This window comes from Tistlia sp., from assembly GCF_040905785.1.
Taxonomy (GTDB): Bacteria; Pseudomonadota; Alphaproteobacteria; order Kiloniellales; family DSM-21159; genus Tistlia.
The window spans coordinates 1-26,156 of the sequence record NZ_JBBDQW010000035.1; the positions used below are offsets into that span (position 1 = coordinate 1).

Below are 26,156 nucleotides of genomic sequence, written 5' to 3' on the forward strand. Positions count from 1 at the left end.
TTCTTCTACCGGCCGATGGCCGATCTGGGCGGCGCGGTCGCGTATCAGGACATGCTATGTTGCCGAGCGTGACCGGTAGGAGGTTGCCCCACTGTTAGGTGACACGTGATCCTGGAGTGAGGCGGGATATGGCGGGATCGGGCGGGACATATCGGGATGGCCGAAGAGATCCGCCGGTTCCGCGGCATGAGCGTGCCATGCCGTGCCGCAGCGCTGAATCCTGGAGTCCGAGCAGCCGAACAGCCGATTGACGCTAGCTCCTGGAGTCGCCGGTCGGCGCTCGAGCGGCGTACGAAAGGCGGTCGAACGACGGTCGAACGACGGCCCGGCGGTCTTCGAAGCGGGTTCCACGGGCGGCGGCGGGGATGCGGAGTCGACCAGGTGCCGCGGAAGGATTCCGATGGCAAGGAAGCGTCAGGAGTGCCGCACGACTGCGGCAGCGACGTGCAGGTGCCACAGATGATGATCGTGCCTCCGGCCTCGCCATTGATAATGATCGCTTTCCCAATCGTACCGTTGTTCACGATCTGCGGGTTTGGGGCCTCCTCCCGAGGCTTCGGCTTGCCCGCGTGACCGATATCCAGCTTGGCGCGCTCCTTGATCTCGTTGATTTCCGACACTGTCTGCCCCCAATTCCCAGTGGAAGCCGACTGTAGGCACACCGTCCGTTAAAGTTGAGAAAACAGATCAGGCTGCGCGGAAAAGCCTCACGATCTCGGCGCCGCTCAGCCCAGCGCCGCCAGTGGCGCGGGCGTCCTGCTCGCCTTCGTAGACCCGCAGAATGATGTCGGCCTTCTCGGTCGGCTCAACTTCGCGCGCGAGTTCCTCGATCAGCTCCTCGACCGCAATGATGCAGTTGCGCATCAGGTCGAGGTCCATGGCGCGACCAGCGGTGGCTTCGGAAGTTCCCGCCTTGATGCTCGCTGGCTCCGCCGCCATGGAGCCCTCGCCGTACGCAAGCCAGCTGATGCTCGTCCCGGATGCCTTGGCCAGTTTGGCGAGGCCCTCAAACGACGGATCGCTGCGGCCCTCTACCCACCGCTGCAGGCTGGATTTAGCGACACCCGCCGCGATCGCTGCCTCCTCACGGTTCTTGAACCTCTTTTCGACCTCACGAAGCCTCTTTCCGAGTTCAGTACGGTAACTCGGAAGCGAAGGCACCGCACCGCGCGCAACTTCCGAGTTAGCATTAACCGATTGATCTTTATGAGACATCAGCGGTGATGCTCCTGATGTAGGCGAAACTGAACTCGGAACCTGTTTTCCGGCTTGCTGCGAACCCGTCTTCGGGTCTATCGTCTTCCCGTTCGTGACCACAACCGGCCTGGCAGGGCCGGCAACGAGAGGGAAGCGATGGCCTTCGCCAATCAGCACCCGGAAGACGTCAAGGCAGCAGTTCGGAAGACCGGGATCACGCTGGAAGCTCTCGGGCAGAGCGCGGGCATTCCCGGAGCGACTGTCCGGAAGTGCCTCTACAAGCCCTGCCCGAAGGGCAACCGGGTCATCGCCGCCTACCTTGGCCGGCGCCTCTTCGACATCTGGCCCGAGTGGTACGACCGCCAAGGCGACCGCATCCGTTCTCGTCCGGGAAAGAGTAGCGCCGCGCACGCCGCCGGTCACCGTCAGAAAAGGGCGGCGGCATGAACACGTTTCAGATGCCGCTCACTGACATTCGCGTCCCCGATCGGTTGCGCGAGGTCGACCCGGAATGGGTCGACGCGCTGGCGACCGACATGCGCGCGAAGGGCTTCACCTCGCACCTCATGGTCCGCCCGGCCCGCGACGTCACCAAGGGCAACAAGTGGGGCAAGGAGCACGAGGGTCTTTACGACTTGGTCGCCGGCGGCCACCGGCTGGCCGCCGCCCGCGAGGCCGGCTTCGATAGCGCACCGGTCATCCTGGTCGATCCGAATACGCCCGACGAGGCGCTCCTGCTGGAGATCGACGAGAACCTGCTGCGTCACGAACTGAACCCGCTCGATCGGGCGGTGTCGCTGGCCAGGCGCAAGGAGATCTGGGAACGCCTCTATCCCGAGACGAAACAGCACGCCGCCGGCGGCCACGCGAAGGCCGGGTCTGCAAGCGACACGATGTCGTTTGCAAAATCGACGGCGGAGCGGCTGGGGATCTCTCCGAAGACCATCGAGCGAGCGGTCAGGATTGCGAACCGCATCCCGGCCGAGCTGCGCCGGCGCATCGCGCGCGAGCGGCTGATCGACAAGCAGGCCGAGCTCCTGGCGCTGGCCGACCTGGAGCCTGGCCTGCAGGGGGCGGTCGTCGAACGGCTGTCAGCGGGCTCGGCCAAGTCGGTTGCTGACGCCATCGCTTCGATCGACGGCCGTCGCACCGACCCCGCCGATCCCGCCGCACAGCAGCTGCGCAAGCTTCAGGACGGTTGGACGCGCGCCGCACAGCCGGTGCGACGCCGCTTCATCGAGCAGCTGCTGGCCGAAGGCGAGATCCCAGCCGAGTGGCTGGAAGCCCTGGCTCAGGAGAAGGCGGCGTGACGGATCAGGCTCGCACAGCAGCCTCTGCGTCCGGAGGTGCCGTCTGACCATGGCTCGGGAGCGGGGGGACATGCGCACCTTGGAGCTGCTGGAGTGGCAACCGCCGGCGGTGGCCGTGAAGTTCACCGACCACGAAGTGCGCGCTGTCAGCTTAGCGCAACGCGTCAGCCGGGCCATTGCTGTCACCCTGCGCGAGTGTGACGCCGACCGCGAAGAAGTCGCCGCGAGGATGAGCGAATACCTCGGCGAGCCGGTCAGCAAGAACATGCTCGACGCCTACGCCAGCCAAGCCCGCGAGAGCCACAACATCTCACTCGCCCGGACGTTGGCGCTGATCCACGCCACCGGTGACGCGCGGGTCCTGGGCAGCGAGCTCGAGCGCTTCGACCTGGTCATCATCCCGAGGCGGTTCCTGGCCGCCGTTGACGAGGCGATGTGGGCCGAGCAGGAAGAGCGGGCCCACGCCGAGCGCACCGCCGCCCGCCGGCGCTGGAAGGGCGGACGATGACCCTCGCGAAGGAGTGGTTCACCGCCGCCGAGCTTGCCGAGCTGCGCCTGCCGGAGGTGCCCGGCACGGCACGCGGCGTCCTGGAGCTCGCGAAGCGGCAACGCTGGCAGGAGCGGAAGAACGCCGCCGGTGCGCCGCTCGCGCGCCGTCGAAAGGGGCGGGGCGGCGGCTGGGAGTATCACGAGTTCCTGCTGCCGGACGCCGCCCGGGCGAAGCTCGTCGCGGACGACCTCAAGTCGAAGCGCGCGGCGGACGCCGAGCCGAGTCAGCTCAAGGATCCGCTTCGCACGCCGAGCCCCGAGCTGTGGCGCTGGTTCAACAGCCTGCCCGATTCCCGCAAGGCGGTGGCGCGGGAGCGCTTGCGGCTGATCCAGGCGGTCGATCTGCTCTATCGCGGCGGCCTGCCGAAGAACCTGGCGGTAGCCGAGGTCGCGCGCCGGGAGAAGATCGGCGGCAGCACGATCTACGAATGGATGCGGACGCTGCGCGGCGTCGATCCCGCCGACCGGCTGCCGAGCCTGGCGCCGCGGCACAAGGGCAAGACGGAGACGGCCGAGTGCGATCCGCGGGCCTGGGACCTGCTGAAGGCGCTCTACCTGCACAACTCCAAGCCTGGCTTCGAGGCCTGCTTCCGCGAGGTCGAGTTGAGCGCCCGCGACCAGGGCTGGACGATCCCGAACAAGCGGACGCTGCGCCGGCGGATCGAAGCCATCTGGCACCCGATCGTGGTCTTCCACCGGGAAGGGGCCGAGGGTCTGAAGCGGCTCTATCCACCGCTCGAGCGCGACCGCAGCCACTTCCATGCCCTCGAGGCGGTGAACGCGGACTTCCACACCTTCGACATCACCGTCGCGATGCCTGGCGCCGAGGCAGGCGCGCGCCCCTCGCTGATCGCGATCCAGGATCTCTACTCCAACAAGATCCTGGCTTGGCGCGTCGACCTCAACCCGTCCTCGGCGGCGGTTCGGCTGGCCTTCCACGACGTCTTCAAGGCCTACGGCATTCCGCGCCTGGCGGTGCTCGACAACGGCCGCGAGTTCGCCGCCAAGCTGATCACCGGCGGCCAGAAGACCCGCTACCGCAACAAGATCAAGCCTGAGGAGTGCGAGGGCCTGCTGACAGCGGTCGGCGTCGAGGTCCGATGGGCGCTGCCCTACAGCGGGCAGAGCAAGCCGATCGAGCGAGCCTTTGGCGACTTCTGCGAGTCGATCTCGAAGCACCGTGCCTTCGAGGGTGCCTACACCGGCAACAGCCCGGCCGCCAAGCCCGCCAACTACGGCAGCAAGGTCGTCCCCTTCGAGACGTTCATGGCCGTCGTCGCGCGCGGCATCGAGCTGCACAACGCCCGCGAAGGCCGGCGCACCAAGGTGTGCGGCGGCACCAAGAGCTTCGACCAGGCCTTCCAGGAGAGCTACGCGACGGCGGCGATCCGCCAGGCCGAGCCTGAGCACCTGCAGCTGGCCCTGATGACGGCCGAGGCGGTCACCGCCCGCAAGCCAACCGGCGCGCTCCACGTCCTCGGCAACCGCTTCTGGTCGCCCTGGCTCAACGACCAGATCGGCCGGACGCTGACCGTCCGCTACGACCCCGACGACGTCCAGGCCGGCCTGCAGGTCTTCCGCGCCGACGGCGCCTACCTCGGCTTCGCGGAGTGCTGGCACGCGGTCGGCTTCGACAGCGCCGACGCGGCCAAGAAGCAGGCCCGCGACCGCGGTGCGCGCACGAAGCTGACCCGCGAGTTGGCGGCCCTCGAGCGCTCCATGGACCAGGACGAGGTCATGCGGCTCCTGGCCAAGCCCGAGGAGGCGCCGGCGCCCGAAGCGAAGGTCGTCAGGCCCCTGCGGATGACCGGAAACACGGCCCTGGCCATGAAGCCGGAGCCCGACACGACACCCGACCAGGTCGAGGAAATGGAGCGGAACCTCTCCGCCTCGATCGCGCGACTGGCGGAGTACCGCCGGCAGGAGCCTTAGGGCCCCGACGAGTGAAGGCCCCGCCGCTGGAACGGCGAGGCCTTCGGTAACGAGCAACGGACGAGAGGACGAGGGTACATGAGCAGCATCGAAGCGCAAGACCGCTGGACCGAGGAGGCGCAGGAAGAACTGCGCCAGGAGCTGAGCGCCTACCAGTCGGCCGAGGGCCTGTCGCAGGCGGCGCTGGCCGGCAAGATCAGCATCGCCGAGGGCACGCTCTCGGGCTGGCGCAACGGCCGCTACAAGGGCGACAACGCGACCGTCGCGGCCAACGTCCGGCGCGGCCTCGACAGCCTCAAGAGCCGCGCCAAGACCGCCGCGAGCTTGCCGCGCGAGATCGGCTTCCAGGAGACACCGACCGCACGGAAAATCATCGACCTGCTGAGCTTCGCGCAGGTGGCGCCGGCGATCTGCGTCGTCGCCATGGGCGCCGGCGCGGGCAAGACGACGACGGCGAAGTACTACGCCGCCACGAACAGCACCGTCTGGCACGTCACGGCCGAGCCCTGCACGGCGACCACCTATCCGATGCTCAGCCTGATCGTCGAGGCGATGAACCTGACGGAGCGCGTGCAGACCCGCTTCAGCCGGGCGATCGCCGGCTACGTCCGCGACAAGGGCGGCCTGATCATCGTCGACGAGGCGCAGCACCTGACCACCCAGGCGCTCGACCAGCTGCGCAGCATCCACGATCAGGCGGGCGTCGGCATCGCGCTGCTCGGCAACGAACAGGTCTACAGCCGGCTCGACGGCGGCGGGCGCAAGGCGGCCTTCGCGCAGCTCTTCTCGCGCATCGGCATGGCGATGACCCAGGCCGGTCCGCGCGAGCGGGACATCTGCACGATCGTCAAGGCCTGGGCGATCACCGATCCCGAGGAAGTCCGCTTCCTCAAGAGTATCGCGGAGAAGCCCGGCGCCCTGCGGGCCATGGGTTTCGTCCTGCGGATGGCGACGATGCTGGCCGGGGGACCGGAGGCGCGCACCATCGAGCACCTGCGCGAGGCCTACAAGCGCCTCACCCCGCAGGTCGGCCGGTGAGGGAGGCGAGCATGCCCAGCCTCCTGACCCAGCTTCGCCCGGCCGGCCTGCCGCAGATCGGCGACCCGGTCACGGTGAAGTTCAACACCAGCCCGATGGCGGTGCCGCACCACGGCCGGCTCTACGCCGTCACGGCCGAGGGACCGGACCGGCGCGTCGGCACCGTCCGGCTCGAGTCCGGTCAGCTGGTCGCCGACGTCGCCTTCGGCCGCCGCACCCACGACGACACGAGGTTCGGTCGGCTCGACCTCGTCCCGATCCGCGGGAGCGTCGCGTGAGGCGGCCGCGGACCATCCTGGGGCGGCAGCTGCGCTGGCTCGCGCTGCTCTGGCTGCCCTGCACCCGCACCCTGAGGAGCAACCGATGACGAAGATCGCCGTGCCTGACGGCTACATGGCCGACGCGAAGGAGCGCCTGGTCCCCGAGAGCCTGGTCAAGCCCCAGCACAAGCTCGAGGACCAGACGGTCAAGAAGATCCTCGGCTATGCGGAGGAGCTCAGCGCCCAGATCGGCCGCTTCAAGGGGCACACCTACGACGACATCGCATCCTTCGTGGACCTGCTGCGCGAGCGGTACGGCGCCACCCGTGGCGGCGCCAAGGGCAACACCACGCTGACCAGCTTCGACGGCTGCGTGCGGATCATCGTCCAGGTCCAGGACTCGCTGACCTTCGGCGAGGAGCTGCAGGTCGCTAAGGTCCTGTTCGACGAGTGCGTCAAGGCCTGGTCGGCCGACTCCGACCCGAAGATCAAGGCGCTCGTCGACCACGCCTTTCAGGTCGACCAGCAGGGACAGATCAACCGGGCTCGCCTCTTCGGCCTGCGCGACTTGGAGATCGACGACCCTAAGTGGCGGGCGGCGGTCGGCGCGCTCAATGACAGCATTCGGGTGCTCGGCTCACGCGAGTACATCCGGATCCAGCACCGCGAGAACCCGCGCGCCCGCTGGCAGACGATCCCGATTGACCTGGCGTCCTGCGAAGCGCCGGCCGCGCCGGCGCCGGCCGTCGCCCTGGACGAGGCCGTTGCGGGCGCCGCGCAAGCGGGTCCTGCAGGGAGCGCCTGAGCCATGGTCGAGAAACGTCGCCGCTGCCCGGTCTCGCCCTGCCCAGCCGAGCTGCCGCAGGGCCTCCTGATGTGTAAGGAGCATTGGCGCCAGGTGCCAAAGCCGCTGCAGGCCGGCGTCAACAAAGCTTGGCGCCATCTCCGCAGGGTACTGGCCGGCAGCCGCTCGAGCACCGACGCCCTGCGCGAGGCCGCCGGCGCGCACAGAGAAGCCACCGACGCGGCGGTTCAGGCGGTGGAGCGCCAGCGGCCATGACCGCCAACCGCGAGCAGGTCCTGGAGGCGCGACTGCGCAGCTTGGCGCTCGCGGCCCGCGTCTACCTCGACAACCGCTTCACGCGCCCTCGCACCCGCGATCTCCTGATCGCCGAGCTGTCCAACGTCGAGAGCTGGCTGAAGGTCAACCCGGCCGCCGCCGAAGAGCCGCTGCCGGAGCCGGATCTGCCCCCGGCGCCAGACGATCCGCTGGTCGGTCGTGAGGGCTACCGCGCCGTCGCCGGCGAAGGCCGAACTTCCCCCGAAACCACGGCCGCGGACGCCTGGAAAAGCCGAGCGCCCTACGCCGACGCCTGAGGAGACGACCGCCATGAGCACCGTCGTTGCCGCCTGTCTGATCCCCGCCGGTGAAGGCTTCTCCCTCGTTGCGGCAGAAGTCGTCGCCGGCGCCGGCGGGCCCGATCTCTTCCGCTTCGACCTCGGGCCGGTGGGCGCCGACCTCTGGCTCTATCGCGACGAACGCGGAGCCTGGCGCTTCGCCTCCCCGGTCAAGGGTCTGCCGGTCGTGCCGCACGTCCATCGGCCGACCATCGCCGAGCTCGATGTCGCCGAGCTCAACCCGGCTTCGAGCGAGGTCTGACCGATGAGTGGCCTGCAGATCCTCGTTGCCGACGAAGCGCCGGAGTGGGTTGTCGATCTGCTCCGCGTCGCGGAGGCGATCGCCGCCCTCGGACCCGCTTCCGCCGGCTTCGACACTGTGCATGGCTGCCGCCTCGACGGCAGACACGTGCAGCCCGTGGCGCTGATCGAGGCGGCGGAGCGGCGCACTGAAGAGCGCTCTGCGCGCTCCGCAACGCCCCTTCGGCTTGTTCCCACTATCAAGCGACCGGAGGGTCGTCGGAGCGTCGAGCAGATCTTCGAGGTTGTGGTCACTGAAAGCGGCGTCTCAAAGGCCGACCTCAAGAGCGGATGGCGAAAGGCCAGTGTGGCCCAGCCTCGCCAGGTCCTCATGTACTTGCTGGCGAGCCTCACGTCGCTCTCGATGGCAGGCGTTGGCCGCCTGGTGGGCCATCGCGACAGCACGACCGTCTGGCACGCTCATCGCGTCGTCGCGAAGGACGTCCTCACCGGCGGCTTCCGTGCCGACCTGGCGCAGCGCTGCATGGCGCGACTGCGGGATCTGCCGGCTCCCGAACCGGCACCGGCCACGGCGGGGGAGCCGCGCCGGCGGGCGCCGCCGCGCGAAGCGCCAGCGTCTCCAGTTTCTTTCCGTGGGCGAGACGACGAGCAGCCCCGGCCGCTGGTCACGGAGCACGAGCTGGCGGCACTCTACGGCGGCCAGCGATACGAGGACGTCAGGAGGCGCTCGTGACGACCGCTGCGCGCCTCGACCCTCGGCGCCCCCTGATCCAGAAGATCCAGATCGCGCGGCGTCAGCTGGCGCTCGACGACGGCACCTACCGGGCGCTGCTCCTGCGCGTCACCGGCAAAAGCTCTTCGACCGCGCTGTCCTTCGCCGAGCTCGAGGAGGTTCTGGGGGACTTCCGGCGTCTGGGATGGGAGGCAAAGCCGCGCTCGCATTCGAAGGACCGGAAGCCGGCTGCCGGTCCGCTGGCCGCCAAGCTGCGGGCACTGTGGCTGTCAGGCTACTGGCTCGGCGTCGTCGAAGATCCGAGCGAGCGTGCCCTGGCGGCCTGGTGCTGGCGGCTGACCGGCGGCGAAAGCCGGAGCGGAGTCGCTGCGCTGCAGTGGCTCGACAGCGCCGGCTTCAACAAGGCGACCGAGGGTCTCAAGGCGATGCTGGCCCGCGAAGTTATGGTCGACTGGCGGCCCTACCACTGGCTCGACAAGCCCGTCGAAGCACCGCGCCCGCGCGTGCTCGAGGCGCAGTGGCGGCGCCTGGCGGAGCTGGGCGTCGTCCCCGTCGCCGGTTCGGCCGCGCTCGACCGTTGGCTCGCCGGCCGGCCCGGCCTGCCGGCGGACGCGACTCGCCTGAGCCTGACCCCGAGCCAAGCCGACCAGGCAATCCGCGATCTCGGACGGATGCTCCGGCCGGCGCTCGGAAAAGCCCTTCCGGAAGACGCCTGAAAGGAGCCTCGAAGCATGTCCCTGCTCGTCAGGATCTGGATCGTCATCGGACTGCTCGACCTCGCCGCCTGGGCGGCGATCCTCGCTGCCGTGGGAGCGCTCTAATCGTGGCCGCGTCCAAGAAAACGCTCGGCTATCCGAGCCGCACCGACGCTGTGATCGCTCTGCGGCGGCAAGGCCTGACGACGCGCGAGATCGCCGCGCGCATCGGGATCAAGGCGACCACCGTCGTCGCTCTCGAGCACAGCGCGAGACGCTCGATGAAGCGGACCGCAAGGGCCGCCGAGCAGCTCGGCAGAACCCTGGTGCTGCCGGTCGACGTGCTCGACAGGCTCGCTCCGCACGCCAGGCGCCGAGGTGTCCACGTCAACAGCTTGGCGCGGCGGATCGTCGAGACGGTGGTCGACGAGAAGATGGTCGACGCTGTGCTCGACGACGCCGATGACGTGGACCGCAGCCGGAGGTCCGGGTTTTGACCGGCGCCCACAAGCGCAGCTCGACCGCGGTCATGGCTAGCCGGAAGCTGTCCGCGGAGAGCCTGGAGTTCTTCCCGACGCCGCCGTGGCCGGTGCGCGCGCTGCTGCGCTACGTGGCGCCGGAGATCGGCGGCTCCCTGGTCTGGGAGCCGGCCTGCGGGCGGGGCGACATGGTGCGCGCGCTGCGCGAGGGTGGCTGCGAGGTCGTCGGCACCGACGTCCATGACTACGGCGCCGGCTTCCAGGTCGCGGATTTCCTGTGGCCGGGCAGTGAGAAGGCGCTCGGCCTGGCGCCCGACTGGATCGTCACCAATCCGCCGTTCAAGCCGGCCGAAGCCTTCATCCGGAAGGGACTCTCGATCGCGCGGCGAGGCGTGGCGGTGTTCGTGCGGCTGCAGTTCCTGGAGGGACAGGACCGGCAGAGGGACCTGTTCGGGCCGCTCCCGCCCTCGACGATCGCCCTCTTCTCCGAGCGGGTGAACATCGCCTACGGCCGCCTCGACCGGACCGCCAGCCAGGCGACGGCGTACTGCTGGATCGTCTGGGAGCGCGGCGCCCGCGTCAGTGCGCCGACCTTCCGGTGGATCCGGCCGTGTCGCGCGCTTCTCGATCGCGCGAGCGACTACGAGGGCTATGCGGCTGCGCCGGCTGCACCGCTCTTCGCCGGCCTGGGAGAATGCGCATGACTTGTGCCGGGATAGCGGGCATCGCCGCGCGATGACCATCGATTACCGCCAGATCCTGCCGGCCGAGCTGGCTGAGGTCGCCGAGGCTGCCGGCCTTGAGGTGGCGCTGCGGCTCCGCCGGCAGCTCGGCGGAACGGCGGTACACGTTGCTCGCAACCCTCGCGGCGGCCTGCTGGTCGAGGCGGTGGGGCGGGAGGCGGCACAGGCGATCGCCGGCCGCTTCGGCGGCGAAACGATCAAGGTTCCGATGGGCAAGCAGCTGCAACGCCCTCTGATCCGGCACCTGCTCGAGCAAGGCCGAGACGTGCAGGAGATCGCGCGGACGATTGGCTGCCATGCTGAGACTGTGCGGCGAGAGAAGAACGGGCGAGATTCCGGCAGACAAATCTGCCTCTTCGAATAGTGGCCAGATCTTGTGTTCTCAGGCTAAGTGACCACTTTACCTGGGGCAGAAATCATAGCGTTTGACTAAATTCCTGTTTGCGGTGTCACTGTTCCCCTCTTACGAGGGGGCGGGCATGGTCAATACACTCTTCTATGGCGACAATCTCCAGGTTCTGCGGGAGCGCTTTGCGGACGAAAGCGTCGATCTCGTCTACCTGGACCCGCCGTTCAACTCCAACGCCAACTACAACGTTCTCTTCCGCTCCCCGTCAGGTGAGCGGTCGCGCGAACAGCTTCAAGCGTTCGAGGACACTTGGCATTGGGGCGAGGAGGCGGAACACGCTTATCACCAGATCGTCACCGGCGCCTGCCCCCAGGCCGCGATCATATTGAGGGCTCTTCGCCAGGCCCTCGGCGAGAACGATATGATGGCCTACCTGACGATGATGACGCAGCGGTTGATCGAGTTGCGGCGCATCCTCAAGCCGACGGGCAGCCTTTATCTCCACTGCGATCCGACGGCGAGCCACTATCTGAAGGTGCTTCTCGACGGCATCTTCGGGGCCGAGCGCTTCCAGAATGAGATCACCTGGAAGCGTACGACCTCGCACAACGACCCGAAGCGGTTCGGCCGAATCGCCGACCGGATCCTGTTCTACGCTAGAGGTTCAACGAAGACATTCAACGTGCTGCGGGGCGAGTACTCTGAGGCACAGATGGCTCGATACAAGCATGAGGACGTGGGAGGCCGCTACCGCGCCGAGAACCTGACCGCGCCCCACTTTTCGCCTACCAGGACCGTTGATTGGCGAGGCACCAATCCGGGTGGCAACAGGCAGTGGCGGTATTCTGAAGAGCGCCTTGAAGAACTCTACGCCGAGGGTAGGATCCTGCTTAGGCGCGATGGCGCCCCCAGAAAGGATGGCCTGAAGGTCTATCTGCACGAAGCAGAGGGACAACCATTGCAGGATCTCTGGATCGACATCGCTGTTGGGCCGACTTCGGGCGAGCGCCTGGGATACCCGACGCAGAAGCCAGTCGCCCTGCTCGAGCGCATCATCGCGTCATCGAGCAATCCGGGCGACGTCGTGCTCGATCCCTTCTGTGGCTGCGGAACCGCAGTAGAAGCGGCCGAACGCCTCGGCCGGCGATGGGCCGGTATAGATGTTACGCACATAGCGATTCAGATTATTGAAGAGAGGATGCAGCGCGAGTGGCGCGGCTTGAAGATTCCGGTCGTCGGTCGGCCGACGACGTTCGAAGCGGCCGTGGATCTCGCTGATCGAGACAAGCACGAGTTCCAGCTATGGGCCACTTGGCTCGCGAGCGGGCAGCCGCGTGGCGGCGGCAAGAAGGGCGCCGACCGTGGCGTTGACGGCGATATCTTCTTCCGATGCGGGAGCCGTGAACACCTTCACGGTCTGCTTTCGATAAAGGGTGGGAAGAACCTTGGTCCTTCCATGATTCGCGATCTAGTAGGCACCGTGGACACCGAAGGCGCGCAGCTCGGAATTTTCGTCACGCTCTTCCCCCCGACGCCCGAGATGGAGCGAGCTGCGGCTGCGGCGGGCATTGTTCGTGCCGGCGACTACGTCCTCCCGAAGGCGCAGATCGTGACCGTGGAGCAGCTTCTCGCGGGTCTGAAGACGATCCCGCTGCCAGCGTACGATGTGGTTGGCGCTGCCAAGGAAGGGCGGCGAGAAGCGAGGCGGTCCGGGAGGACCAGGAAGCCCGACGCCCGGCAGCGGGAGATCGCATACGTCTTCGAGAATAAGGGTGCAGCAGAGCTACAGGAAGCGGATCGCGTCGAGGAGCTGAGGGGCATCATCGGTGACCTACCGCCCTACATGGCCAATGTTGTGCGTCGTTCCCCGGACGCTGCGACATCAAGCTCTGTCAAACGGCCAAGTCGCCGCTCCGCTTAGGCATGGTCAGCGGCGATGATCTGTCTCTTGAGGGAAAGCTAGAGCGCATCTCCGCCTGCGCCACAGCTGCACCGGGGGACGAGTTCCAACGGAACCTGATGCATGCCTATGCATCGTGTCTGACCGCTACGGAAGCTGCCGCCGCGGCAATCGCAACGCTCGGTGCCGCAGGAAAAGTGCGAGCACCGATCCTAACCAGGCTAGGCAGGATCGGGCAGGATGGCTCCAATCAAGAAGAACTTGACGTTCTCGCACAGCGGATCTGCAGTCTCACGCGCTCCGATCTTCCTGGTCGGAAGACGCGATCGCGAGCGGAAGCGCTTCTCTCTCGCCTCTACCCCCATCTGAGCCAGGAGGTCAGATCACTGGTCCTGGAGCGGTGGCGCGGCAGTGGAACCCGCGATGGTCGCCGGCGCTGGCTCAGTGCACTCACGGCCGATTGTGATCTATTCGATCTTCAAGCGGTGCTCGAATGCTGGCGCGAAACTCGTGATGCAGGAGCCGCACAGGTGCTCGCTTACAGCGGTGAGCAGGACCTCCTCACCGAGATACTGCCAGAGTTGGTCGCTTCGCGCTGCAAAGGTTGGGTCGTCAGCCGAGCGGCGCTCGATGCTCGCGTGGTCTCGGAGGCCGTATGGACGACGATTCGAAAGGAGTGGCCGGCCACCTTTGCATACCTTTGCGCCAAGACAGGGAGGCAACTCGACGAGGACGAAGCAATCGCGATCGTGCTCGAGGCGGGGCGCCTGGACGTGTCATCCCGAGGGCTCGCGATCTGGGCGATTGGCCGGCTTGGCATGTGGCGCACCCTCGATAAGCTGGGAACAATGGCGCCGGATATTCTTGCGGCCGATCTTGCCCGACTCGGCATCGTCCTGGAGGACTGAGGATCATCGACGGACGTTCTCACCGACGCTCCGCGGTATAGTACGGATTGCCTTCGGTCACGAAATCAGGGCCTCCGGTAGTGTCACGGCGGATTTCCAAACGGCCGTCGCCATCTAGAATTGCAGAGACCACCTCCTCATCGGTCAGGGCGCTCGATGCAAGGCATCTCAGGAGCCCGACGATGTCATCCTCGGACATCGTTTCCTCAGGCACACGGCGCTCGAACAGCAACGTGTCGCTGTCGTAGCCTCGGATCTTCCAGCTCTTTGCCATTGCTGTCTTACTCCTCGTTGCGTTGATCGGGGGAGTTAGAAGGTGGGTGCGCGCCTTGGCAACCCTCCGTCGTGGGGACAATTGACGCCGCCGCGCCGACCGCGACACACTCCGCCACCGCCCGTCTGAGGCCGCCTTCTCAACAGTGTGGGAAGGGCCGACGCGCGCCGAGACTTCTACCCTGCCGCCATTGGTTGCACCCCAAGGCGGCGAGGTGGGTCATGCCCTCCCAGAGACTGATCGAACTCTTCGACACGCAGGTCGTCGTCCCGACCCTCGCTGTCCTGGCCGGGGCTGAGCCGCGGATGAATAGCCTGTCGGCTCGCCAGCTGCTGGTCGGTACAGCAGTCGCCGAGTCCGACCTGCAGCACGCCCTGCAGGTCCCCAACGGCCCCGCCCGCAGCCGCTTCCAGATCGAGCCCGGCACGGTGAAGCTGCTCAATAGTTGGCTCGGAGAGCGCGGGCGAGAGTCGCTCGCCCAGGCAATCGTCAGCCTGATCCCCGTGGAGCTGCTGCCGGACGGCGACCCCACCATGGACGGAATGGCCGACCATCTGGCCTTCAACGACTGGCTCGCCTGCGGCCTTGCGCGGGTCCTCTACTGGTCCTGGCCGGACAGCCTGCCGGCGCCCGGCGACTGGATGGGCCACGCCGAGGCCTGGAAGCGCATGTACAACGGCCCGGGCAAGGGCACGCCCGGCAAGTTCATGGAGCGCAACCGCGACACCATCGCCTATTTCGAGCGGCTGGCGAGGGTCGCCTGATGCTGCCCGCGCTGATCGCGGCCGGCGCCGGCTGGCTCTTCGAGAAGCTGGCCAAGCCCGCCATTAGGGAAGTCGCCGGCGCCGCCTACGAATCGGTAACCGGCGAAAAGGTTCCGGCGGAGACGTCGGTCAAGGGCCTGGCCGAGCGCATCCAGGCGCTGCCGCCTGAGGACCAGGCGGTCGTCGTGAAGGCGATGCTCGATCAGGAGGTCGAGCTGGCGCGGATCGACGCGCGGCAGCAGGAGGCGCTGACCAAGGGCAGCGCCGAGTGGGTGCGCGCCACGGCCCGGCCGGAGATCGCGCTGCGCGCCATGAAGTCAATCCAGCGCGTCCTGCAGGCCTTCGGGCTGCTGGTCGCGATCACGGTCTTGCAGTGGGCGGTGGAGACCGGCGCGGTTCTCTTCGGCGCGCCGCCGCCCGACGTCGGATCGGTCTGGGCGCTGCTCGCCGAGGTCAAGGACGTCTGGGAGCTGGTCGCCATCACCTTCGGCTCCGGCTTCGCCGCCTGCGTCGCGATCGTCAGGCGGTACATGGCGGCGCGCGAGCGTGACAAGGCGCAGGAGTACGAGCTGGCGGCGGGTTCCCGGCTGCACTCGAGCGGCGCGGTCGAGACCGCCGCCGGCGGACTCGTCGGGGGCCTGATCAAGGCGGTACGGGGGAAGTGATGGAACAGCAGGTCGCGATCGACCTGGGCGGCTGGGCGCCCTGGCTGAGCGCGGCCGCGGCGATCACCGCGGTCGTGATCTCGGTCCTCGGCAACATCCGCGGTGCCCGCAAGACTGAGCTCACGCTCGTCCACACGCGGATCAGCGCGGTTAAGGACATGGCGACCAGCCATGGCGAGCGCCTGGCGCGTGTCGAGGCCGAGCTCGAGCACCTGCCGACCCGGGAGATGGTCACCGACCTGGCGACCTCGCTGGCCCGCATGGAGGGCAAGCTCGAGGCGGTGAACGCCAAGTTCGACGGCCTCGGCAGCCGCATGACCGGCATCGGCCAAGCCGTCGACCAGCTCGTCGAGAACGAACTCAGGGGACGCGGGCGATGAGTCTGTCCGACATCAAGGCCGAGGACCGGCGCCGGGAGATACTGCGCCTGCTGGCGGCCGACAAGCACGAGACGGCCAGCGAGGACATGATCGACCGCGCGCTCGACGCCATGGGCATGGCCTTCCGCGCCAGCCGCGCGCAGGTGAGGACCGACCTCACTTGGCTCTCGGAGCAGGGCCTGCTGAAGCTCGAGGACCTGGGCGGCCTGATTCTGGCGACACTGACCCAGTACGGCCACGACGTGGCGTCCGGCGACGCCGTGGTGCCCGGAGTGAGCCGGCGGCCGCGGGGGCGCTGAGGTGCCCCAGAAGTCGAAGATCGAGACGGAGCTGGCGCCCGCGGATCTCACCGAGTTCCAGCGCATGCTGGCGACCGGGCGCCTGTCGATCGACGGCCTGGTGCTCTGGCTCGAGGGGCGCGGCTACGAGATCTCGCGCAGCAGCGTCGGGCGCTACGCTCAGAGCTTCGAAGAGGTCTCGAAGCGCCTTCGAGAGTCGCGCCAGGTCACCGACGCCCTGGTCGCCGAGCTGGGCGATGCCGCCGCCCAGGGCAAGCAAGGTCGGCTGCTGGTCGAGATGACCCGCACCCTGGTCTTCGATCTGCTGATGAAGTTGCAAAGCGGCCAACAGGAGATGGACGCCGCGGCCGTGATGAAGCTGGGCAAGGGCCTCGCGGAGCTGGCCCGGGCCTTGCGTCTCGACCAGGACTTCGAGCTGAAGCTTCGCGAGCAGCTGGTCGAGGAGATCGTCAAGAAGGCGATCGAGGCGGCGCAGCGCGGCGCGGCCAAGGCCGGCGTCACTCTCGGCAAGGATGCCCTGGAGCAGATCCGCGGCGAGCTCGGCCTGATCCGGTAGGGCCCATGAAATCGATCCGCGAGTATGCGCTCTACGGCTACCAGGGACGCTGGATCAGCGACCCCTCGCGCTTCAAGATCGGCAAGTGGTCCCGGCAGGTCGGCAAGACCTTCTCGACGACACTCGAGATGGCCGACGACCTGGCGGGCGGCGTGGTCGAGGGGCGCCCTGCACCCTGGCTGATGCTCTCGCGCGGAGAGCGGCAATCGAAGGAGAACCTGCGCGCCCTGATCGCCCACCTGAAGGCCTACGACGTGGCCTTCAGGGAGCTCGAGGCGGAGATCTCCTTCGGCGACCAGGTCTTCAAGAGCTACGAGGTTCGGATCAGCGACGAGCACTGGTGCGTGGCACTGCCGGCGAATCCCGACACCGCGCGCGGCTACTCGGCCAACGTCTACCTGGACGAGTTCGCGATCCACAAAGACAGCCGCGAGATCTGGGCGGCGCTCTTCCCGGTGATCTCCGCGGGCTTCAAGCTGCGCATCACCTCGACCCCCAAGGGCAAGGGCAACAAGTTCTACGAGCTCATGACCTCGGACGACGGCGAGTGGTCGCGGCACGTGGTGACGATCCACAACGCGATCGCGGACGGTCTGCCGCGCGATGCCGAGCAACTGCGCCGGGGCCTGGCCGACGAGGACGCCTGGGCGCAGGAGTACGAGTGCCAGTGGCTCGACGAGGCGAGCGCCTGGCTGTCCTACGACCTGATCATGACGGTCGAGGACGAGGACGCAGGCCGGCCGGAGCTCTACCAGGGCGGCCCCTGCTACATCGGCAACGACATCGCGGCGCGCAACGACCTCTGGGTCGCCTGGGTCCTCGAGGAGATCGGCGACGTGCTCTGGACGCGCGAGGTCCGGGTGCTCAGACGCGCCAAGTTCGCGGAGCACGACGCCGTCATGGACGAGCTGTTCGGGCGCTACCGCGTCGCCCGCCTGTCGATGGACCAGACCGGCATGGGCGAGAAGCCGGTCGAGGACGCCAAGCGCCGCTATGGCGAGCTGCGCGTCGAGGGCGTGCTGTTCACGCCGGGCAACAAGCTGGTGCTCGCGACCGCCGGTAAGCAGGCCTTCGAGGACCGGCGCATCCGCATCCCGGAAGGCGACATCCGGCTGCGCGCCGACCTGCACAAGCTCAAGAAGATCCTCGGCCCGACCGGCACACCTCGCTTCGTCGCCGACTCCGACGCCAGCGGGCACGCCGACCGCGCCTGGTCCTGCTTCCTCGCCGTCACCGCCGGCAGCGATCCGACGCCGCCGCCGGCGGGCGCGTCGATCGAGGCCGCGCCGGCAACCTATCGCTCCGGTCACGCGGAGCGGAGCCGCCTCCTGGACCGTCCCGTGCCGACGCTCCGGGGCGAGACCGGGCCGCGCAAACGCTTCATCGGGAGTATCTGAGCTATGGCGCTTCACCGCCTCCGCGCCGCGACCGGCGCCTTTCTCGAAGCGCTGCGACCGCCGGCCGAGCGCGAGCCCGGCCGCCTCGAGCCGACGATCGAGCAGAGCGCATCGCTGCGCGAGGCGGCCGGCCAGACAGTGGACGCTGACGAGCACGACTGGCGGAAGGTCGGCCAGAAGAAGCGCGACCTGGCGGCCCCGACGCTGAGGCGCGCACAGGAGCTGTCGGTCTACCTGTGGCGCACCAACCCGTTCGCGAACTGGCTCATCGAGATCAAGCTCGCCTTCCTCCTGGCCGAGGGCGTGACCTTCCAGGCCGACGATCCGAAGAGCGCGGTCCAGGAATGGCTCGAGGACTTCTGGTTCGACCCGATCAACGACATGGAGACCAAGTTCGTGCAGATGGCGCGCGAGCTGCTGCTGTTCGGGGAGCTCGCCTTGCCCGCCTTCGCGGCGCCGAACGGCCAGGTCCGCGTCGCCTCGATCGACCCGAGCGAGATCGACTCCGTGATGACCGACCCCGACAACGCGACGCAGCCGGTCGGCCTGTCGATCCGCCGGGACGCCTTCACCTACAAGCGGCGCTACCGCGTCATCGTGAACGGCTTCGACGAGGAGCTGTTCAGCGAGCAGACCCAGGAGCTGCGCGAGTCCTACACGGACGGCGACGCCTTCTATTTCCGGATCAACGCCCTGTCGACCGGGACACGCGGCGCTCCAGACCTCATGGCCGTGGCCGACTGGATCGACAACTTCGACGCCGCGCTCTGGGCCGAGCTCGAGCGTTGGGAGCAGCTGCGCGCCTTCATCTGGGACGTGACGCTGAAGGGCGCCACGCCCGAGCAGGTCGAGGAACGTGCCCAGAAGATCTTCGCGCCGGCGCCGGGTTCGACGCGGGTGCACAACGACAGCGAGGAGTGGGACGCCGTCACCCCGGACCTGAAGGCGCAGGACGGCGGCGGCTTCGCCCGGCTGTTCCGCAATCACATCCTCGGCGGCCAGGGCCTGCCGGAGCACTGGTTCGGCGGCGGTGGCGACGTCAACAGGGCGACCGCCGGCGAGATGGACGAGCCGACGCTCAAGCTGATGGTCATGAAGCAGCGGGCCCTGACCTCGCTGCTGCAGACTATGGGCCGCTTCGTCGTGCGCCAGCGCCTCAAGGCGAGCGGCGAGAGCTACGACCGCGACAAGCACGGCTTCCAGGTCGTCTGGCCTGCCCTCAACACGCCCGACGCCGCGAAGATGGCGGCCGCCATCCAGGCGGTCGCCCAGGCCGTGATGATCGGCATCCAGAGCGGCGTCATGAGCGAGCAGACGGGCGTGCAGCTGCTGAGCTTGGCCGCCGGCCTCTTCGGCGCCGAGATCGACCCGGTCGAGGAGCTGGCGCGGGCGCGCGAGGAGGCGAAGCGCCGCTCCGTCGATTCGGTCTACGGCGGCATCGCCGAGGATCCCGAGCCGCCTGCCGACGAGACCGCCCGGGCCGCCGAGTAGCGGCCTCGCCATGCCTCGCGCCGACGACTTCCGCGCCGCCCGCAATGCCTCGATCGCCGAGCTGAAGGTGCTCGAGCGCGAGGCCGCCGACCAGGTCCTCAAGCTCCTCGAGGAGAGCGACCGCGAGATCACGCGGCTCCTGGCCTCCCAGCCCACCGACTATCAGCGCTGGCGCCTGGCCGAGCTGCAGGTCGGCGTGCGTGGGCAGATGGCCGACTTCGGCCGGGCCGCGGCTGCGGCGGCGAACGGCAAGGCGGACGCCTGGTGGCGGGCCGGCATCCAGGCGGTCGACGCGCCGCTCGCCGCCGGCGAGATCCGCCTGGCTGCGATGTTCGCCAATCCCGACCCCCGGCAGCTCCTGGCCATGCGCTCGTTCATGACCAGCCGGATCGAGGGGATCTCGGCCGACCTGGTCGGGCGGATCAACCGCGAGATCGGCCAGGTCGTCACCGGCCTCAAGGATCCCTTCGCGGCGATCGACGCGGTGCGCAGCCAGCTGGAGGGCGGCACCGGCCGCGCGCTGACCGTGGTCCGGACCGAACTCGGCCGCGCCTACTCGACGGCCAACCAGGAGCGCATGCTGCAGGCGGGCCAAGCGCTGCCCGGACTGCGCAAGCAGTGGCGGCGCAGCGGCAAGCTGGAGAGCCGGATCACCCACGACCTGGCCGACGGCCAGGTGAAGGCGCCGAGCGAGCCTTTCCTGGTCGGCGGCGAGCGGCTGATGTACCCGCGCGATCCCGACGCCACGCCGAAGAACACGGTCAACTGCGGCTGCATCTCGCTGCCCCTCATGGAGAGCTGGGAGGTCCGCAGCGCCGGCGCCCTGCCGTTCACGGATGCCGAGCTTGCCGGCTCCCAGAACAAGCGCCGCGTCGCCCAGCTGCGCGGCGAGCTCTAGCCCGAAACCCGCCCCTTCAGCGCCCTCGAACGCGCCGAGCCGTTTTCCGGCCCGCTGGCTGCCGCCCGCGGGCGGCGGCGCCAACCCCCGGCTCAAGCGGCCGAAGGGCGTTCGACGGCGTTCAAAACCCGCTCAACGGTCGATGCGAAGGCGTTCGAGGAAGTCGGTTCGGGGGAGGTGCCGCTGCGGCCGGAACCGGGGCTGCCTTCCCACCGGCGTGGGAAGGGACCGGGCGCGCCGGCAAAGCGATGCTGCACGAACGCGGCCGGGCGGTCCAGTCCGGCACGCAACGGAACGCAGCAAGCGGAGCGAACATGGCCAAGACGCCCGAGAGCGAGACCCAGCCCGTGGCCGAGGTCGCCGAGACGACCCCGGCCGCCGAGCCGGCGAAGAAGGCGAGCAGCAAGGGCCGGGCCAGCGAACCTGACCTGGCCGCCGCAGCCCTCAAGCTGGTGAGCTCGCCGGTGCGGGTCACCAGGCGCGGCAAGGGCGGCAAGCTGGAGGCGACGACGCGCCAGGCGAAGCCCGCCGACCTGCTGGCGGTGAACCTGGTCGGCGATGAGCTCGTGGTGGTGACGGTCGACGGACAGCGGTTCCGCGGCCGGGCGCCGAAGTAGCGAGGACCCAGAGCATGAAGCGCAGGCATAAGCGTCTCGCCGCGATGCTGCCGGCCGCCGGCGTCGCCATCGGCCCCGAGGCGATCCGCGAGGCGGTCCAGCGCAGCTTCAGCGAGGTCGAACAGATCCTCGACGCGAAGCTGCGGGAGATCTTCAAGGTCGCCGGCGACGACGACCCCTGGGTCTGGGTGACGGCGCTCTACGGCGACACGTTCGTCGCCAAGCGCGACGGCAAGTTCTACCGCTACCCCTACAGCGTCACCGACAGCGACGTGACGATCGGCTCGCCGACCGAGGTGGTCCAGAGCTGGGCGCCGGTCGGCGGCGTGACCGAAGCCCAGGGGGACCTGCCGGGGGGCGATCTGCCGGGCCCGCTGGTCAAAGTGGTCGAGGCCGCCGGCGGGAAGGATGGCCTGGCCTTCGAGATCCGGGTGATCCGGGCCGGCCTCAGCGGCAACGGCAACTACTACCCCGACGCGGTCCTGCGCGAGGCGGTGTCGCTGTTCGAGAACGTGCGGGTCCTGGTCAAGTCCGACGACGAGCACCTGGCGGGCAAGGGCAAGTCGGTGCGCAACCTGCTCGGTCGGCTGACCGAGGCCCGCTTCGTCGAGGGCGCCGGCGCCGATCAGGGCGAGATCCGGGCCCGCCTGGACGTGATCTCGGCCGAGAGCGCCGAGGCCACCATGATGCGCGAGGCGGTCGAGCGCGGCCTCGGCGGCCTCTTCGGCTTCTCGATCGATGCCTCCTGCCAAGTCGCCCGGGCGCGCCGCGGCGGCACCATGGTCCGTGAGGCCAAGAAGTTCCTGAAGGTCAGCAGCGTGGACCTGATCGTCGAGCCCGGTGCCGGCGGCGAGGTCATCCAGCTGGTCGAAGCCCAGTCCCCTGCAGAAGAGGAAGACGCCATGTGGCGCACGCGACTGATCGAGGCCCTGAAGAAGCGGGGCCTGCTGAAGGCCGGTGAGGCCGAGAGCCTGACCGACGAGGAGCTCGAGACCCGGATGACCGAGGCGCTCGGCGGCGAGCCCGAGCCGGGTCGCGGCGACCCGCCGGCGCTCGACCCGAAGAAGATCGCGGCCGAGGCCGCCGCGGCGGTGCGCCTCGAGGTGTCGATGCGCGAGGCCGTCAACGGCTCGCAGCTGCCCGCGAAGATGAAGGACCGCCTGGTCAAGCGCGTCGAGGCCGGCGAGTTCGCCGACGTCGACACGGTGCGCGAGGCGGTCCGCGAGGAGCTGGACCTGGTCACCGAGCTGACGCGCGGCGGCCGGCCGAGCGGCCTGGGCAGCGGCGGCGCCGACATCACCTTCGGCGAGACCCGCCCGGAGAAGGTCGGCCAGATGCTGGAGGCGTTCTTCGACCCCTCCCACAAGCATCACCGCCAGGCGCAGTCGTTCCGCGAGATCTACGTCGAGATCACGGGCGACAAGCGGGTCACCGGCCAGCTGCAGCACTGCGACCGCCAGCGCCTGCGCGAGGCCCTGGCGATCGGCGACTTCCGCGAGGCCTACGACAGCACGACCCTTTCCAACGTGCTGGGCGACAGCATCGCGCGGCGCATGCAGGCCATGTACCGCAACCAGAGCGTCTACGACGTATACCAGCGCATCTGCACGACGGTGCCGATCCAGGACTTCCGCACCCAGGAGCGCACGCAGATCGGCGGCTACGGGGACATCCCCGTCGTCGGCGAGGGTGCGCCGTACCTCGCCTTCGAGACTCCGGACGACGACAAGGCCACCTACCGGATCGAGAAGCGGGGCGGGACGGAGTCGGTGACGCTGGAGATGATCCGCAACGACGACGTCGGCGTCATCCGGCGCATCCCGACGAAGCTGTCGGGCGCCGCCAAGCGCACCCTCGCGAAGTTCGTCCTCGACTTCATCCGGCTCAACCCGGTGATCTACGACGACGTCAACCTGTTCCACAACGACCACGCCAACCTCGGCACGACGGCGCTGGCGTCGGGCTCCCTGGCGGCCGCGCGGCTGCGCATGAAGAGCCACACCGAGCCCGGGTCGGGCGAGAAGCTGTCGATCCCGGCGCGCTCGCTGCTGGTGCCCGACACGCTCGAGGAGACGGCCGTCGACCTGTTCCGGCGCACGACGGAGAACGACAAGACCTTCGTGCAGTCCCTGACGCTCGACATCCTGCCGGTCTGGTACTGGAGCGACCCGACCGACTGGGCGCTGGCGGCCGACCCGAACGACATCCCGATGATCGAGCTCGGCTTCCTCGACGGCCAGGAGGAGCCGGAGCTGTTCGTCCAGGACAGCCCCACCGCCGGGTCGATGTTCACCAACGACAAGATGACCTGGAAGCTGCGCCACATCTACGGCGGGACCGTCCAGGACTTCCGCGGCTTCGACAAGTCCGTCGTCGCCGACTGACCCGATACCCAGGGAGCCGCTGCCGTCGGCCGATTAGCCGGCGCGATGGGGACGAGGTCGGAACGGCGACCTGCCCCGGAGGCCAAGCCGAAGACCCTCCGGCCGGAGCCGCTTCCTCCGGCCGGAGGGCACCGGGTTCACCCACTCAGGAGCACGCCCATGCGTTTCGGTACCCGCTTCCACTTCATGGCCGCCGGCCTGGCCGCCCTGGCGGCGGTCGCGCTGCTGGCCTTGGTGCCGCAGCCGGCCCATGCCGACCAGCCGAACCTGTCGCTGACCGCTCCGGACGTGCAGCTGGTCACCTTCCACCTCGCGACGGTCGACGCCAACGCGACGTCGGCGATCGCGCTCGAGCTGCCGTTCCCGGCCGACGTGCTGGGCGTGCAGGCCTCGGCCCGCGCTTCGACTGGCACCACGCCGACGCTCGCCGTCGACGTGCTCGAGGGCGGCACCACGCTGCTCTCGGCGCCGATCGACGTCACCGCCGGCTCCGTGACTCAGGGGACCTTGTCCGACGCCGTGGTGGCGGACGAGGCGGAGGTGACCGTCGACCTCGAAGTCGGCGGCTCCAGTCCGGAGTTCTCGGACGTCACCATCGTGCTGACCCTGTCGCGCCGCTAGCGCAACACCGGCCGACTTCCCAGGACCGCCGCCGCCATGTCCCTCGCCGATCACCAGGCCCTGATCGCCAGTCTCGTCCCCGACGCGGTGGACGGGCTGAGCCAGGCCGATCGCGACCAGGCCCTGGCGGCGGCGGTTTCCCGCTACTCCCAGGACCGGCCGCGCGACAGCTACGAGACCGTCGTTGCGGCGGAGGCCGGTGCCTTCCTGCAGTTGCCGGACGGCTGGGCGACCCAGTACTCGAAGCTCAAGAACATCGAGCGGCCGATCGGCGAGGCGCCGCCGCGCTATCTGTCGTCCGAAGCCTGGTCCCTCACGCTCACCGCCCTCGGCCAGCGGATCTGGCTCGAGACGCCGGCGCTGACCGGCGAAGAGATCGGCGTCGTCTTCACGGCGCCCCACGCGGTCGACGCCGGCGAGGACACCGTCCCGCAGTCCGACCGCGTCGCCGTCGCCTGCTTCGCCGCCTCGCTGCTGTGCGAGCAGCTGGCGACCCTGACGGCAGGCCAAGGCGCGCCGACGATCGAGGCCGACAGCGTCGACTACGGCGCCAAGTCCACGTCGTTCGCCTCGCGCGCTCGCAAGTTCGCGGAGCGCTACTACAACCACCTCGGCATCGAGCCGAAGCGGAACGTGGCGGCCGGCACGGTCGTGGTGCCGCGCGAGCGTGACAGCCGCGGCGAGCCGCGCCTCTTCAAGGGAAGGCGCGCCTGATGGCCGGCTCGCCTACACAAGAGGGCATCGAGATCCGTCTCGAGCTGCCGAACGCGCGGCAGATCCTGGAGGCATTCGAGAAGGCGCCGGAGATCGTCGTCGAAGAGCTGGGCGCCGCCACCTGGGAAGGCAGCCTGCTGATCCAGCGCGAGGTCGTCGAGCGCACGCCGCGCGGCGTCGGCGCCGGCGGCGGCCTGGCGGGCTCGATCCAGGCGCGCGATCCGCAGATCGCGCCCGGCCTGGTCCGCGGCGAGGTCGGCACCGCGCTCAGCTACGCGGTGCCCGTCGAGCTCGGCACGCGCCCGCACTTCCCACCGATCGAGCCGCTCCAGCTCTGGGCCCAGCACAAGCTGGGACTCTCCGAGGTAGAGGCCGAGAGCGCGGCTTATGCGATCGCCCGCAAGATCAAGGCGCACGGCAGTCAGGGCGTGCACATGTTCGCCGAGGGCTTCGCCGCCACCGAGGAGCAGCTGCGCACCTTCTATGCGCGCGCCGGCGAGCGTGCCGTCGAGCGGATCGGCCAGGCCGGAGGTGGCCAGTGACCACCACACCCCAGGTCCGCGCCGCCATCTTGGCCAAGCTGCAGGCGCGCTCCGAGCTCGGTCTGGTGCACGGCTTCGAACGCTACTCGAAGCAGGCCAGCACGCTGGTCGAGCTCTACACCTCCGCCGGCGCCGGCGCGAAGCGCGAGCTGCGCGGCTGGTACCTGCGCCGCCTGCGCCGCCGGGTCCGCGCGGACGGCTCGATGTACGTCAAGGTGGAGACGGAATGGCGGCTGCGCGGCTTCCTCGGCCTCGAGGACGCCGAGGCCACCGAGACGGTCCTCGACAGCCTGGTCGACGCGATCGAGGCGGACTTCCGCGCAGACGACACGCTGGGAGGCCTGGTCGAGCGCCTCGGGCCCGAGGGTGAGGAGTCGGCCTGGGGCTGGCAGCTGACAGACAGCGGCCCGGTCATGTTCGGCTCTATGCTCTGCAACTCGGCCGAGCTGTCTCTCACCACCGTTCATTCCGAGCCGCGCGGCGTCGAGGGCGATCCCTTCACCCTCGCCGTCGCCGGCTGGAACCTCGACGCCGAGCCCGGTGACGAGACCGAAGACCACGTCCAACTCGAGGGGGCCTGAAGGCCATGACGAAGATCCTGGTGACGCCGGTCGCCGGCCGCCGCGTGCGGCATCCCGATGGCCGGCTGCTCGGCGCCGAGGGCGCCACGGTGGAGCGCTCGCCCTACTGGCTGCGCCGCGAGCGCGACGGCGACGTGACGGTGAAGAAGCCGGCCGCGCCCAAGGTCCAGGCCAGCACGACGGCCAAGGCTGCCCGCAGCGACAAGAAGGAGACCTGATCC

General features: G+C 68.8%; 34 protein-coding genes. 32 read left to right on the forward strand and 2 right to left on the reverse strand.

Annotation, left to right across the window (positions count from 1 at the left end; genetic code table 11):
- Positions 1-687: 687 nt before the first annotated feature.
- Complete coding sequence (locus WD341_RS08675) at positions 688-1,215, reverse strand: helix-turn-helix domain-containing protein (RefSeq protein ID WP_368425047.1); 528 nt, start codon at positions 1,213-1,215, stop codon at positions 688-690.
- 138 nt (positions 1,216-1,353) lie between these two features.
- Here WD341_RS08675 and WD341_RS08680 point away from each other — a divergent pair, with 138 nt between their 5' ends.
- From WD341_RS08680 to WD341_RS08760, 17 genes are all read left to right on the forward strand, one after another.
- Positions 1,354-1,644, forward strand: coding sequence for a transcriptional regulator (locus WD341_RS08680; RefSeq protein ID WP_368425048.1), 291 nt, complete (start codon positions 1,354-1,356; stop codon positions 1,642-1,644).
- A complete protein-coding gene (locus WD341_RS08685) occupies positions 1,641-2,507 on the forward strand; it encodes a ParB/RepB/Spo0J family partition protein (RefSeq protein ID WP_368425049.1) in 867 nt (288 codons plus the stop codon). The genes WD341_RS08680 and WD341_RS08685 overlap by 4 nt, the downstream gene beginning before the upstream one ends.
- Before the next feature lie 70 nt (positions 2,508-2,577).
- Positions 2,578-3,015 (forward strand): DNA transposition protein, encoded by a 438-nt coding sequence (locus tag WD341_RS08690; RefSeq protein WP_368425050.1) that lies wholly within the window; start codon positions 2,578-2,580, stop codon positions 3,013-3,015.
- Positions 3,012-4,988: a transposase domain-containing protein gene (locus tag WD341_RS08695; protein WP_368425051.1), complete on the forward strand. Its 1,977-nt coding sequence runs from the start codon at positions 3,012-3,014 to the stop codon at positions 4,986-4,988. The genes WD341_RS08690 and WD341_RS08695 overlap by 4 nt, the downstream gene beginning before the upstream one ends.
- Positions 4,989-5,066: 78 nt before the next feature.
- Positions 5,067-6,026: an AAA family ATPase gene (locus WD341_RS08700; protein ID WP_368425052.1), complete on the forward strand. Its 960-nt coding sequence runs from the start codon at positions 5,067-5,069 to the stop codon at positions 6,024-6,026.
- A gap of 11 nt (positions 6,027-6,037) precedes the next feature.
- Positions 6,038-6,304, forward strand: a complete 267-nt coding sequence (locus WD341_RS08705; protein ID WP_368425053.1) for a hypothetical protein — start codon at positions 6,038-6,040, stop codon at positions 6,302-6,304.
- 85 nt (positions 6,305-6,389) lie between these two features.
- Entirely contained in the window at positions 6,390-7,091 is a 702-nt protein-coding gene (locus WD341_RS08710) for a DUF3164 family protein (protein WP_368425054.1), read from the forward strand.
- Between the two features lie 3 nt (positions 7,092-7,094).
- The gene (locus WD341_RS08715; protein WP_368425055.1) at positions 7,095-7,346 is read left to right on the forward strand and encodes a hypothetical protein; all 252 of its coding nucleotides are present in this window, start codon (positions 7,095-7,097) and stop codon (positions 7,344-7,346) included.
- Complete coding sequence (locus WD341_RS08720) at positions 7,343-7,663, forward strand: hypothetical protein (RefSeq protein ID WP_368425056.1); 321 nt, start codon at positions 7,343-7,345, stop codon at positions 7,661-7,663. Before WD341_RS08715 ends, WD341_RS08720 begins: the two co-directional genes overlap by 4 nt.
- A gap of 13 nt (positions 7,664-7,676) precedes the next feature.
- Positions 7,677-7,946: a hypothetical protein gene (locus WD341_RS08725; RefSeq protein WP_368425057.1), complete on the forward strand. Its 270-nt coding sequence runs from the start codon at positions 7,677-7,679 to the stop codon at positions 7,944-7,946.
- Positions 7,947-7,949: 3 nt separating this feature from the next.
- The gene (locus WD341_RS08730) at positions 7,950-8,678 is read left to right on the forward strand and encodes a helix-turn-helix domain-containing protein (RefSeq protein WP_368425058.1); all 729 of its coding nucleotides are present in this window, start codon (positions 7,950-7,952) and stop codon (positions 8,676-8,678) included.
- A complete protein-coding gene (locus WD341_RS08735; RefSeq protein ID WP_368425059.1) occupies positions 8,675-9,394 on the forward strand; it encodes a gp16 family protein in 720 nt (239 codons plus the stop codon). The genes WD341_RS08730 and WD341_RS08735 overlap by 4 nt, the downstream gene beginning before the upstream one ends.
- 107 nt (positions 9,395-9,501) lie before the next feature.
- A complete protein-coding gene (locus WD341_RS08740; RefSeq protein WP_368425060.1) occupies positions 9,502-9,870 on the forward strand; it encodes a hypothetical protein in 369 nt (122 codons plus the stop codon).
- 32 nt (positions 9,871-9,902) lie between these two features.
- Complete coding sequence (locus tag WD341_RS08745; RefSeq protein ID WP_368425061.1) at positions 9,903-10,556, forward strand: SAM-dependent DNA methyltransferase; 654 nt, start codon at positions 9,903-9,905, stop codon at positions 10,554-10,556.
- 31 nt (positions 10,557-10,587) lie between these two features.
- Positions 10,588-10,959, forward strand: a complete 372-nt coding sequence (locus WD341_RS08750; protein ID WP_368425062.1) for a helix-turn-helix domain-containing protein — start codon at positions 10,588-10,590, stop codon at positions 10,957-10,959.
- A 115-nt stretch (positions 10,960-11,074) separates the two neighbouring features.
- Positions 11,075-12,865 (forward strand): DNA methyltransferase, encoded by a 1,791-nt coding sequence (locus tag WD341_RS08755; RefSeq protein ID WP_368425063.1) that lies wholly within the window; start codon positions 11,075-11,077, stop codon positions 12,863-12,865.
- Between the two features lie 2 nt (positions 12,866-12,867).
- Entirely contained in the window at positions 12,868-13,752 is an 885-nt protein-coding gene (locus WD341_RS08760; protein WP_368425064.1) for a hypothetical protein, read from the forward strand.
- A 19-nt stretch (positions 13,753-13,771) separates the two neighbouring features.
- On the opposite strand, the gene WD341_RS08765 is transcribed toward WD341_RS08760, so the two are convergent.
- A complete protein-coding gene (locus WD341_RS08765; RefSeq protein WP_368425065.1) occupies positions 13,772-14,026 on the reverse strand; it encodes a hypothetical protein in 255 nt (84 codons plus the stop codon).
- Between the two features lie 221 nt (positions 14,027-14,247).
- Between WD341_RS08765 and WD341_RS08770 the strand changes: the two genes are divergently transcribed.
- The 15 genes from WD341_RS08770 (at position 14,248) to WD341_RS08840 (ending at position 26,153) form a co-directional block, all read left to right on the forward strand.
- A complete protein-coding gene (locus tag WD341_RS08770; protein WP_368425066.1) occupies positions 14,248-14,790 on the forward strand; it encodes a hypothetical protein in 543 nt (180 codons plus the stop codon).
- The gene (locus WD341_RS08775) at positions 14,790-15,455 is read left to right on the forward strand and encodes a hypothetical protein (RefSeq protein WP_368425067.1); all 666 of its coding nucleotides are present in this window, start codon (positions 14,790-14,792) and stop codon (positions 15,453-15,455) included. The genes WD341_RS08770 and WD341_RS08775 overlap by 1 nt, the downstream gene beginning before the upstream one ends.
- On the forward strand, positions 15,455-15,835 hold the full coding sequence (locus WD341_RS08780) for a DUF2730 family protein (protein WP_368425068.1): 381 nt from the start codon (positions 15,455-15,457) through the stop codon (positions 15,833-15,835). Before WD341_RS08775 ends, WD341_RS08780 begins: the two co-directional genes overlap by 1 nt.
- A complete protein-coding gene (locus WD341_RS08785; protein WP_368425069.1) occupies positions 15,832-16,134 on the forward strand; it encodes an ArsR family transcriptional regulator in 303 nt (100 codons plus the stop codon). Before WD341_RS08780 ends, WD341_RS08785 begins: the two co-directional genes overlap by 4 nt.
- 1 nt (position 16,135) lies before the next feature.
- Positions 16,136-16,690, forward strand: coding sequence for a phage protein Gp27 family protein (locus tag WD341_RS08790; RefSeq protein ID WP_368425070.1), 555 nt, complete (start codon positions 16,136-16,138; stop codon positions 16,688-16,690).
- A gap of 5 nt (positions 16,691-16,695) precedes the next feature.
- Positions 16,696-18,087, forward strand: coding sequence for a terminase family protein (locus WD341_RS08795; protein ID WP_368425071.1), 1,392 nt, complete (start codon positions 16,696-16,698; stop codon positions 18,085-18,087).
- Between the two features lie 3 nt (positions 18,088-18,090).
- Positions 18,091-19,578 carry a hypothetical protein gene (locus WD341_RS08800; RefSeq protein ID WP_368425072.1) on the forward strand — a complete coding sequence of 496 codons (1,488 nt, stop codon included), beginning with the start codon at positions 18,091-18,093 and terminating at the stop codon, positions 19,576-19,578.
- A 10-nt stretch (positions 19,579-19,588) separates the two neighbouring features.
- Positions 19,589-20,476, forward strand: coding sequence for a hypothetical protein (locus WD341_RS08805; RefSeq protein ID WP_368425073.1), 888 nt, complete (start codon positions 19,589-19,591; stop codon positions 20,474-20,476).
- A gap of 314 nt (positions 20,477-20,790) precedes the next feature.
- The gene (locus tag WD341_RS08810) at positions 20,791-21,093 is read left to right on the forward strand and encodes a hypothetical protein (protein ID WP_368425074.1); all 303 of its coding nucleotides are present in this window, start codon (positions 20,791-20,793) and stop codon (positions 21,091-21,093) included.
- Positions 21,094-21,107: 14 nt separating this feature from the next.
- A complete protein-coding gene (locus WD341_RS08815; protein WP_368425075.1) occupies positions 21,108-23,477 on the forward strand; it encodes a hypothetical protein in 2,370 nt (789 codons plus the stop codon).
- Between the two features lie 159 nt (positions 23,478-23,636).
- Positions 23,637-24,098: a hypothetical protein gene (locus WD341_RS08820; protein WP_368425076.1), complete on the forward strand. Its 462-nt coding sequence runs from the start codon at positions 23,637-23,639 to the stop codon at positions 24,096-24,098.
- A gap of 36 nt (positions 24,099-24,134) precedes the next feature.
- Positions 24,135-24,812, forward strand: a complete 678-nt coding sequence (locus tag WD341_RS08825; RefSeq protein ID WP_368425077.1) for a hypothetical protein — start codon at positions 24,135-24,137, stop codon at positions 24,810-24,812.
- Positions 24,812-25,354, forward strand: a complete 543-nt coding sequence (locus WD341_RS08830) for a hypothetical protein (RefSeq protein WP_368425078.1) — start codon at positions 24,812-24,814, stop codon at positions 25,352-25,354. Before WD341_RS08825 ends, WD341_RS08830 begins: the two co-directional genes overlap by 1 nt.
- Positions 25,351-25,935: a hypothetical protein gene (locus WD341_RS08835; protein WP_368425079.1), complete on the forward strand. Its 585-nt coding sequence runs from the start codon at positions 25,351-25,353 to the stop codon at positions 25,933-25,935. The genes WD341_RS08830 and WD341_RS08835 overlap by 4 nt, the downstream gene beginning before the upstream one ends.
- Positions 25,936-25,940: 5 nt before the next feature.
- A complete protein-coding gene (locus WD341_RS08840; RefSeq protein WP_368425080.1) occupies positions 25,941-26,153 on the forward strand; it encodes a DUF2635 domain-containing protein in 213 nt (70 codons plus the stop codon).
- Positions 26,154-26,156: the final 3 nt, after the last annotated feature.

Coding starts and splice junctions, on each gene's coding strand:
- WD341_RS08675 (WP_368425047.1), bottom strand. CDS start 1,215: ATGTCTCATAAAGATCAATCGGTTAATGCTAACTCGGAAGTTGCGCGC.
- WD341_RS08680 (WP_368425048.1), top strand. CDS start 1,354: ATGGCCTTCGCCAATCAGCACCCGGAAGACGTCAAGGCAGCAGTTCGG.
- WD341_RS08685 (WP_368425049.1), top strand. CDS start 1,641: ATGAACACGTTTCAGATGCCGCTCACTGACATTCGCGTCCCCGATCGG.
- WD341_RS08690 (WP_368425050.1), top strand. CDS start 2,578: ATGCGCACCTTGGAGCTGCTGGAGTGGCAACCGCCGGCGGTGGCCGTG.
- WD341_RS08695 (WP_368425051.1), top strand. CDS start 3,012: ATGACCCTCGCGAAGGAGTGGTTCACCGCCGCCGAGCTTGCCGAGCTG.
- WD341_RS08700 (WP_368425052.1), top strand. CDS start 5,067: ATGAGCAGCATCGAAGCGCAAGACCGCTGGACCGAGGAGGCGCAGGAA.
- WD341_RS08705 (WP_368425053.1), top strand. CDS start 6,038: ATGCCCAGCCTCCTGACCCAGCTTCGCCCGGCCGGCCTGCCGCAGATC.
- WD341_RS08710 (WP_368425054.1), top strand. CDS start 6,390: ATGACGAAGATCGCCGTGCCTGACGGCTACATGGCCGACGCGAAGGAG.
- WD341_RS08715 (WP_368425055.1), top strand. CDS start 7,095: ATGGTCGAGAAACGTCGCCGCTGCCCGGTCTCGCCCTGCCCAGCCGAG.
- WD341_RS08720 (WP_368425056.1), top strand. CDS start 7,343: ATGACCGCCAACCGCGAGCAGGTCCTGGAGGCGCGACTGCGCAGCTTG.
- WD341_RS08725 (WP_368425057.1), top strand. CDS start 7,677: ATGAGCACCGTCGTTGCCGCCTGTCTGATCCCCGCCGGTGAAGGCTTC.
- WD341_RS08730 (WP_368425058.1), top strand. CDS start 7,950: ATGAGTGGCCTGCAGATCCTCGTTGCCGACGAAGCGCCGGAGTGGGTT.
- WD341_RS08745 (WP_368425061.1), top strand. CDS start 9,903: ATGGCTAGCCGGAAGCTGTCCGCGGAGAGCCTGGAGTTCTTCCCGACG.
- WD341_RS08750 (WP_368425062.1), top strand. CDS start 10,588: ATGACCATCGATTACCGCCAGATCCTGCCGGCCGAGCTGGCTGAGGTC.
- WD341_RS08755 (WP_368425063.1), top strand. CDS start 11,075: ATGGTCAATACACTCTTCTATGGCGACAATCTCCAGGTTCTGCGGGAG.
- WD341_RS08760 (WP_368425064.1), top strand. CDS start 12,868: ATGGTCAGCGGCGATGATCTGTCTCTTGAGGGAAAGCTAGAGCGCATC.
- WD341_RS08765 (WP_368425065.1), bottom strand. CDS start 14,026: ATGGCAAAGAGCTGGAAGATCCGAGGCTACGACAGCGACACGTTGCTG.
- WD341_RS08770 (WP_368425066.1), top strand. CDS start 14,248: ATGCCCTCCCAGAGACTGATCGAACTCTTCGACACGCAGGTCGTCGTC.
- WD341_RS08775 (WP_368425067.1), top strand. CDS start 14,790: ATGCTGCCCGCGCTGATCGCGGCCGGCGCCGGCTGGCTCTTCGAGAAG.
- WD341_RS08780 (WP_368425068.1), top strand. CDS start 15,455: ATGGAACAGCAGGTCGCGATCGACCTGGGCGGCTGGGCGCCCTGGCTG.
- WD341_RS08785 (WP_368425069.1), top strand. CDS start 15,832: ATGAGTCTGTCCGACATCAAGGCCGAGGACCGGCGCCGGGAGATACTG.
- WD341_RS08795 (WP_368425071.1), top strand. CDS start 16,696: ATGAAATCGATCCGCGAGTATGCGCTCTACGGCTACCAGGGACGCTGG.
- WD341_RS08800 (WP_368425072.1), top strand. CDS start 18,091: ATGGCGCTTCACCGCCTCCGCGCCGCGACCGGCGCCTTTCTCGAAGCG.
- WD341_RS08805 (WP_368425073.1), top strand. CDS start 19,589: ATGCCTCGCGCCGACGACTTCCGCGCCGCCCGCAATGCCTCGATCGCC.
- WD341_RS08810 (WP_368425074.1), top strand. CDS start 20,791: ATGGCCAAGACGCCCGAGAGCGAGACCCAGCCCGTGGCCGAGGTCGCC.
- WD341_RS08815 (WP_368425075.1), top strand. CDS start 21,108: ATGAAGCGCAGGCATAAGCGTCTCGCCGCGATGCTGCCGGCCGCCGGC.
- WD341_RS08820 (WP_368425076.1), top strand. CDS start 23,637: ATGCGTTTCGGTACCCGCTTCCACTTCATGGCCGCCGGCCTGGCCGCC.
- WD341_RS08825 (WP_368425077.1), top strand. CDS start 24,135: ATGTCCCTCGCCGATCACCAGGCCCTGATCGCCAGTCTCGTCCCCGAC.
- WD341_RS08830 (WP_368425078.1), top strand. CDS start 24,812: ATGGCCGGCTCGCCTACACAAGAGGGCATCGAGATCCGTCTCGAGCTG.
- WD341_RS08840 (WP_368425080.1), top strand. CDS start 25,941: ATGACGAAGATCCTGGTGACGCCGGTCGCCGGCCGCCGCGTGCGGCAT.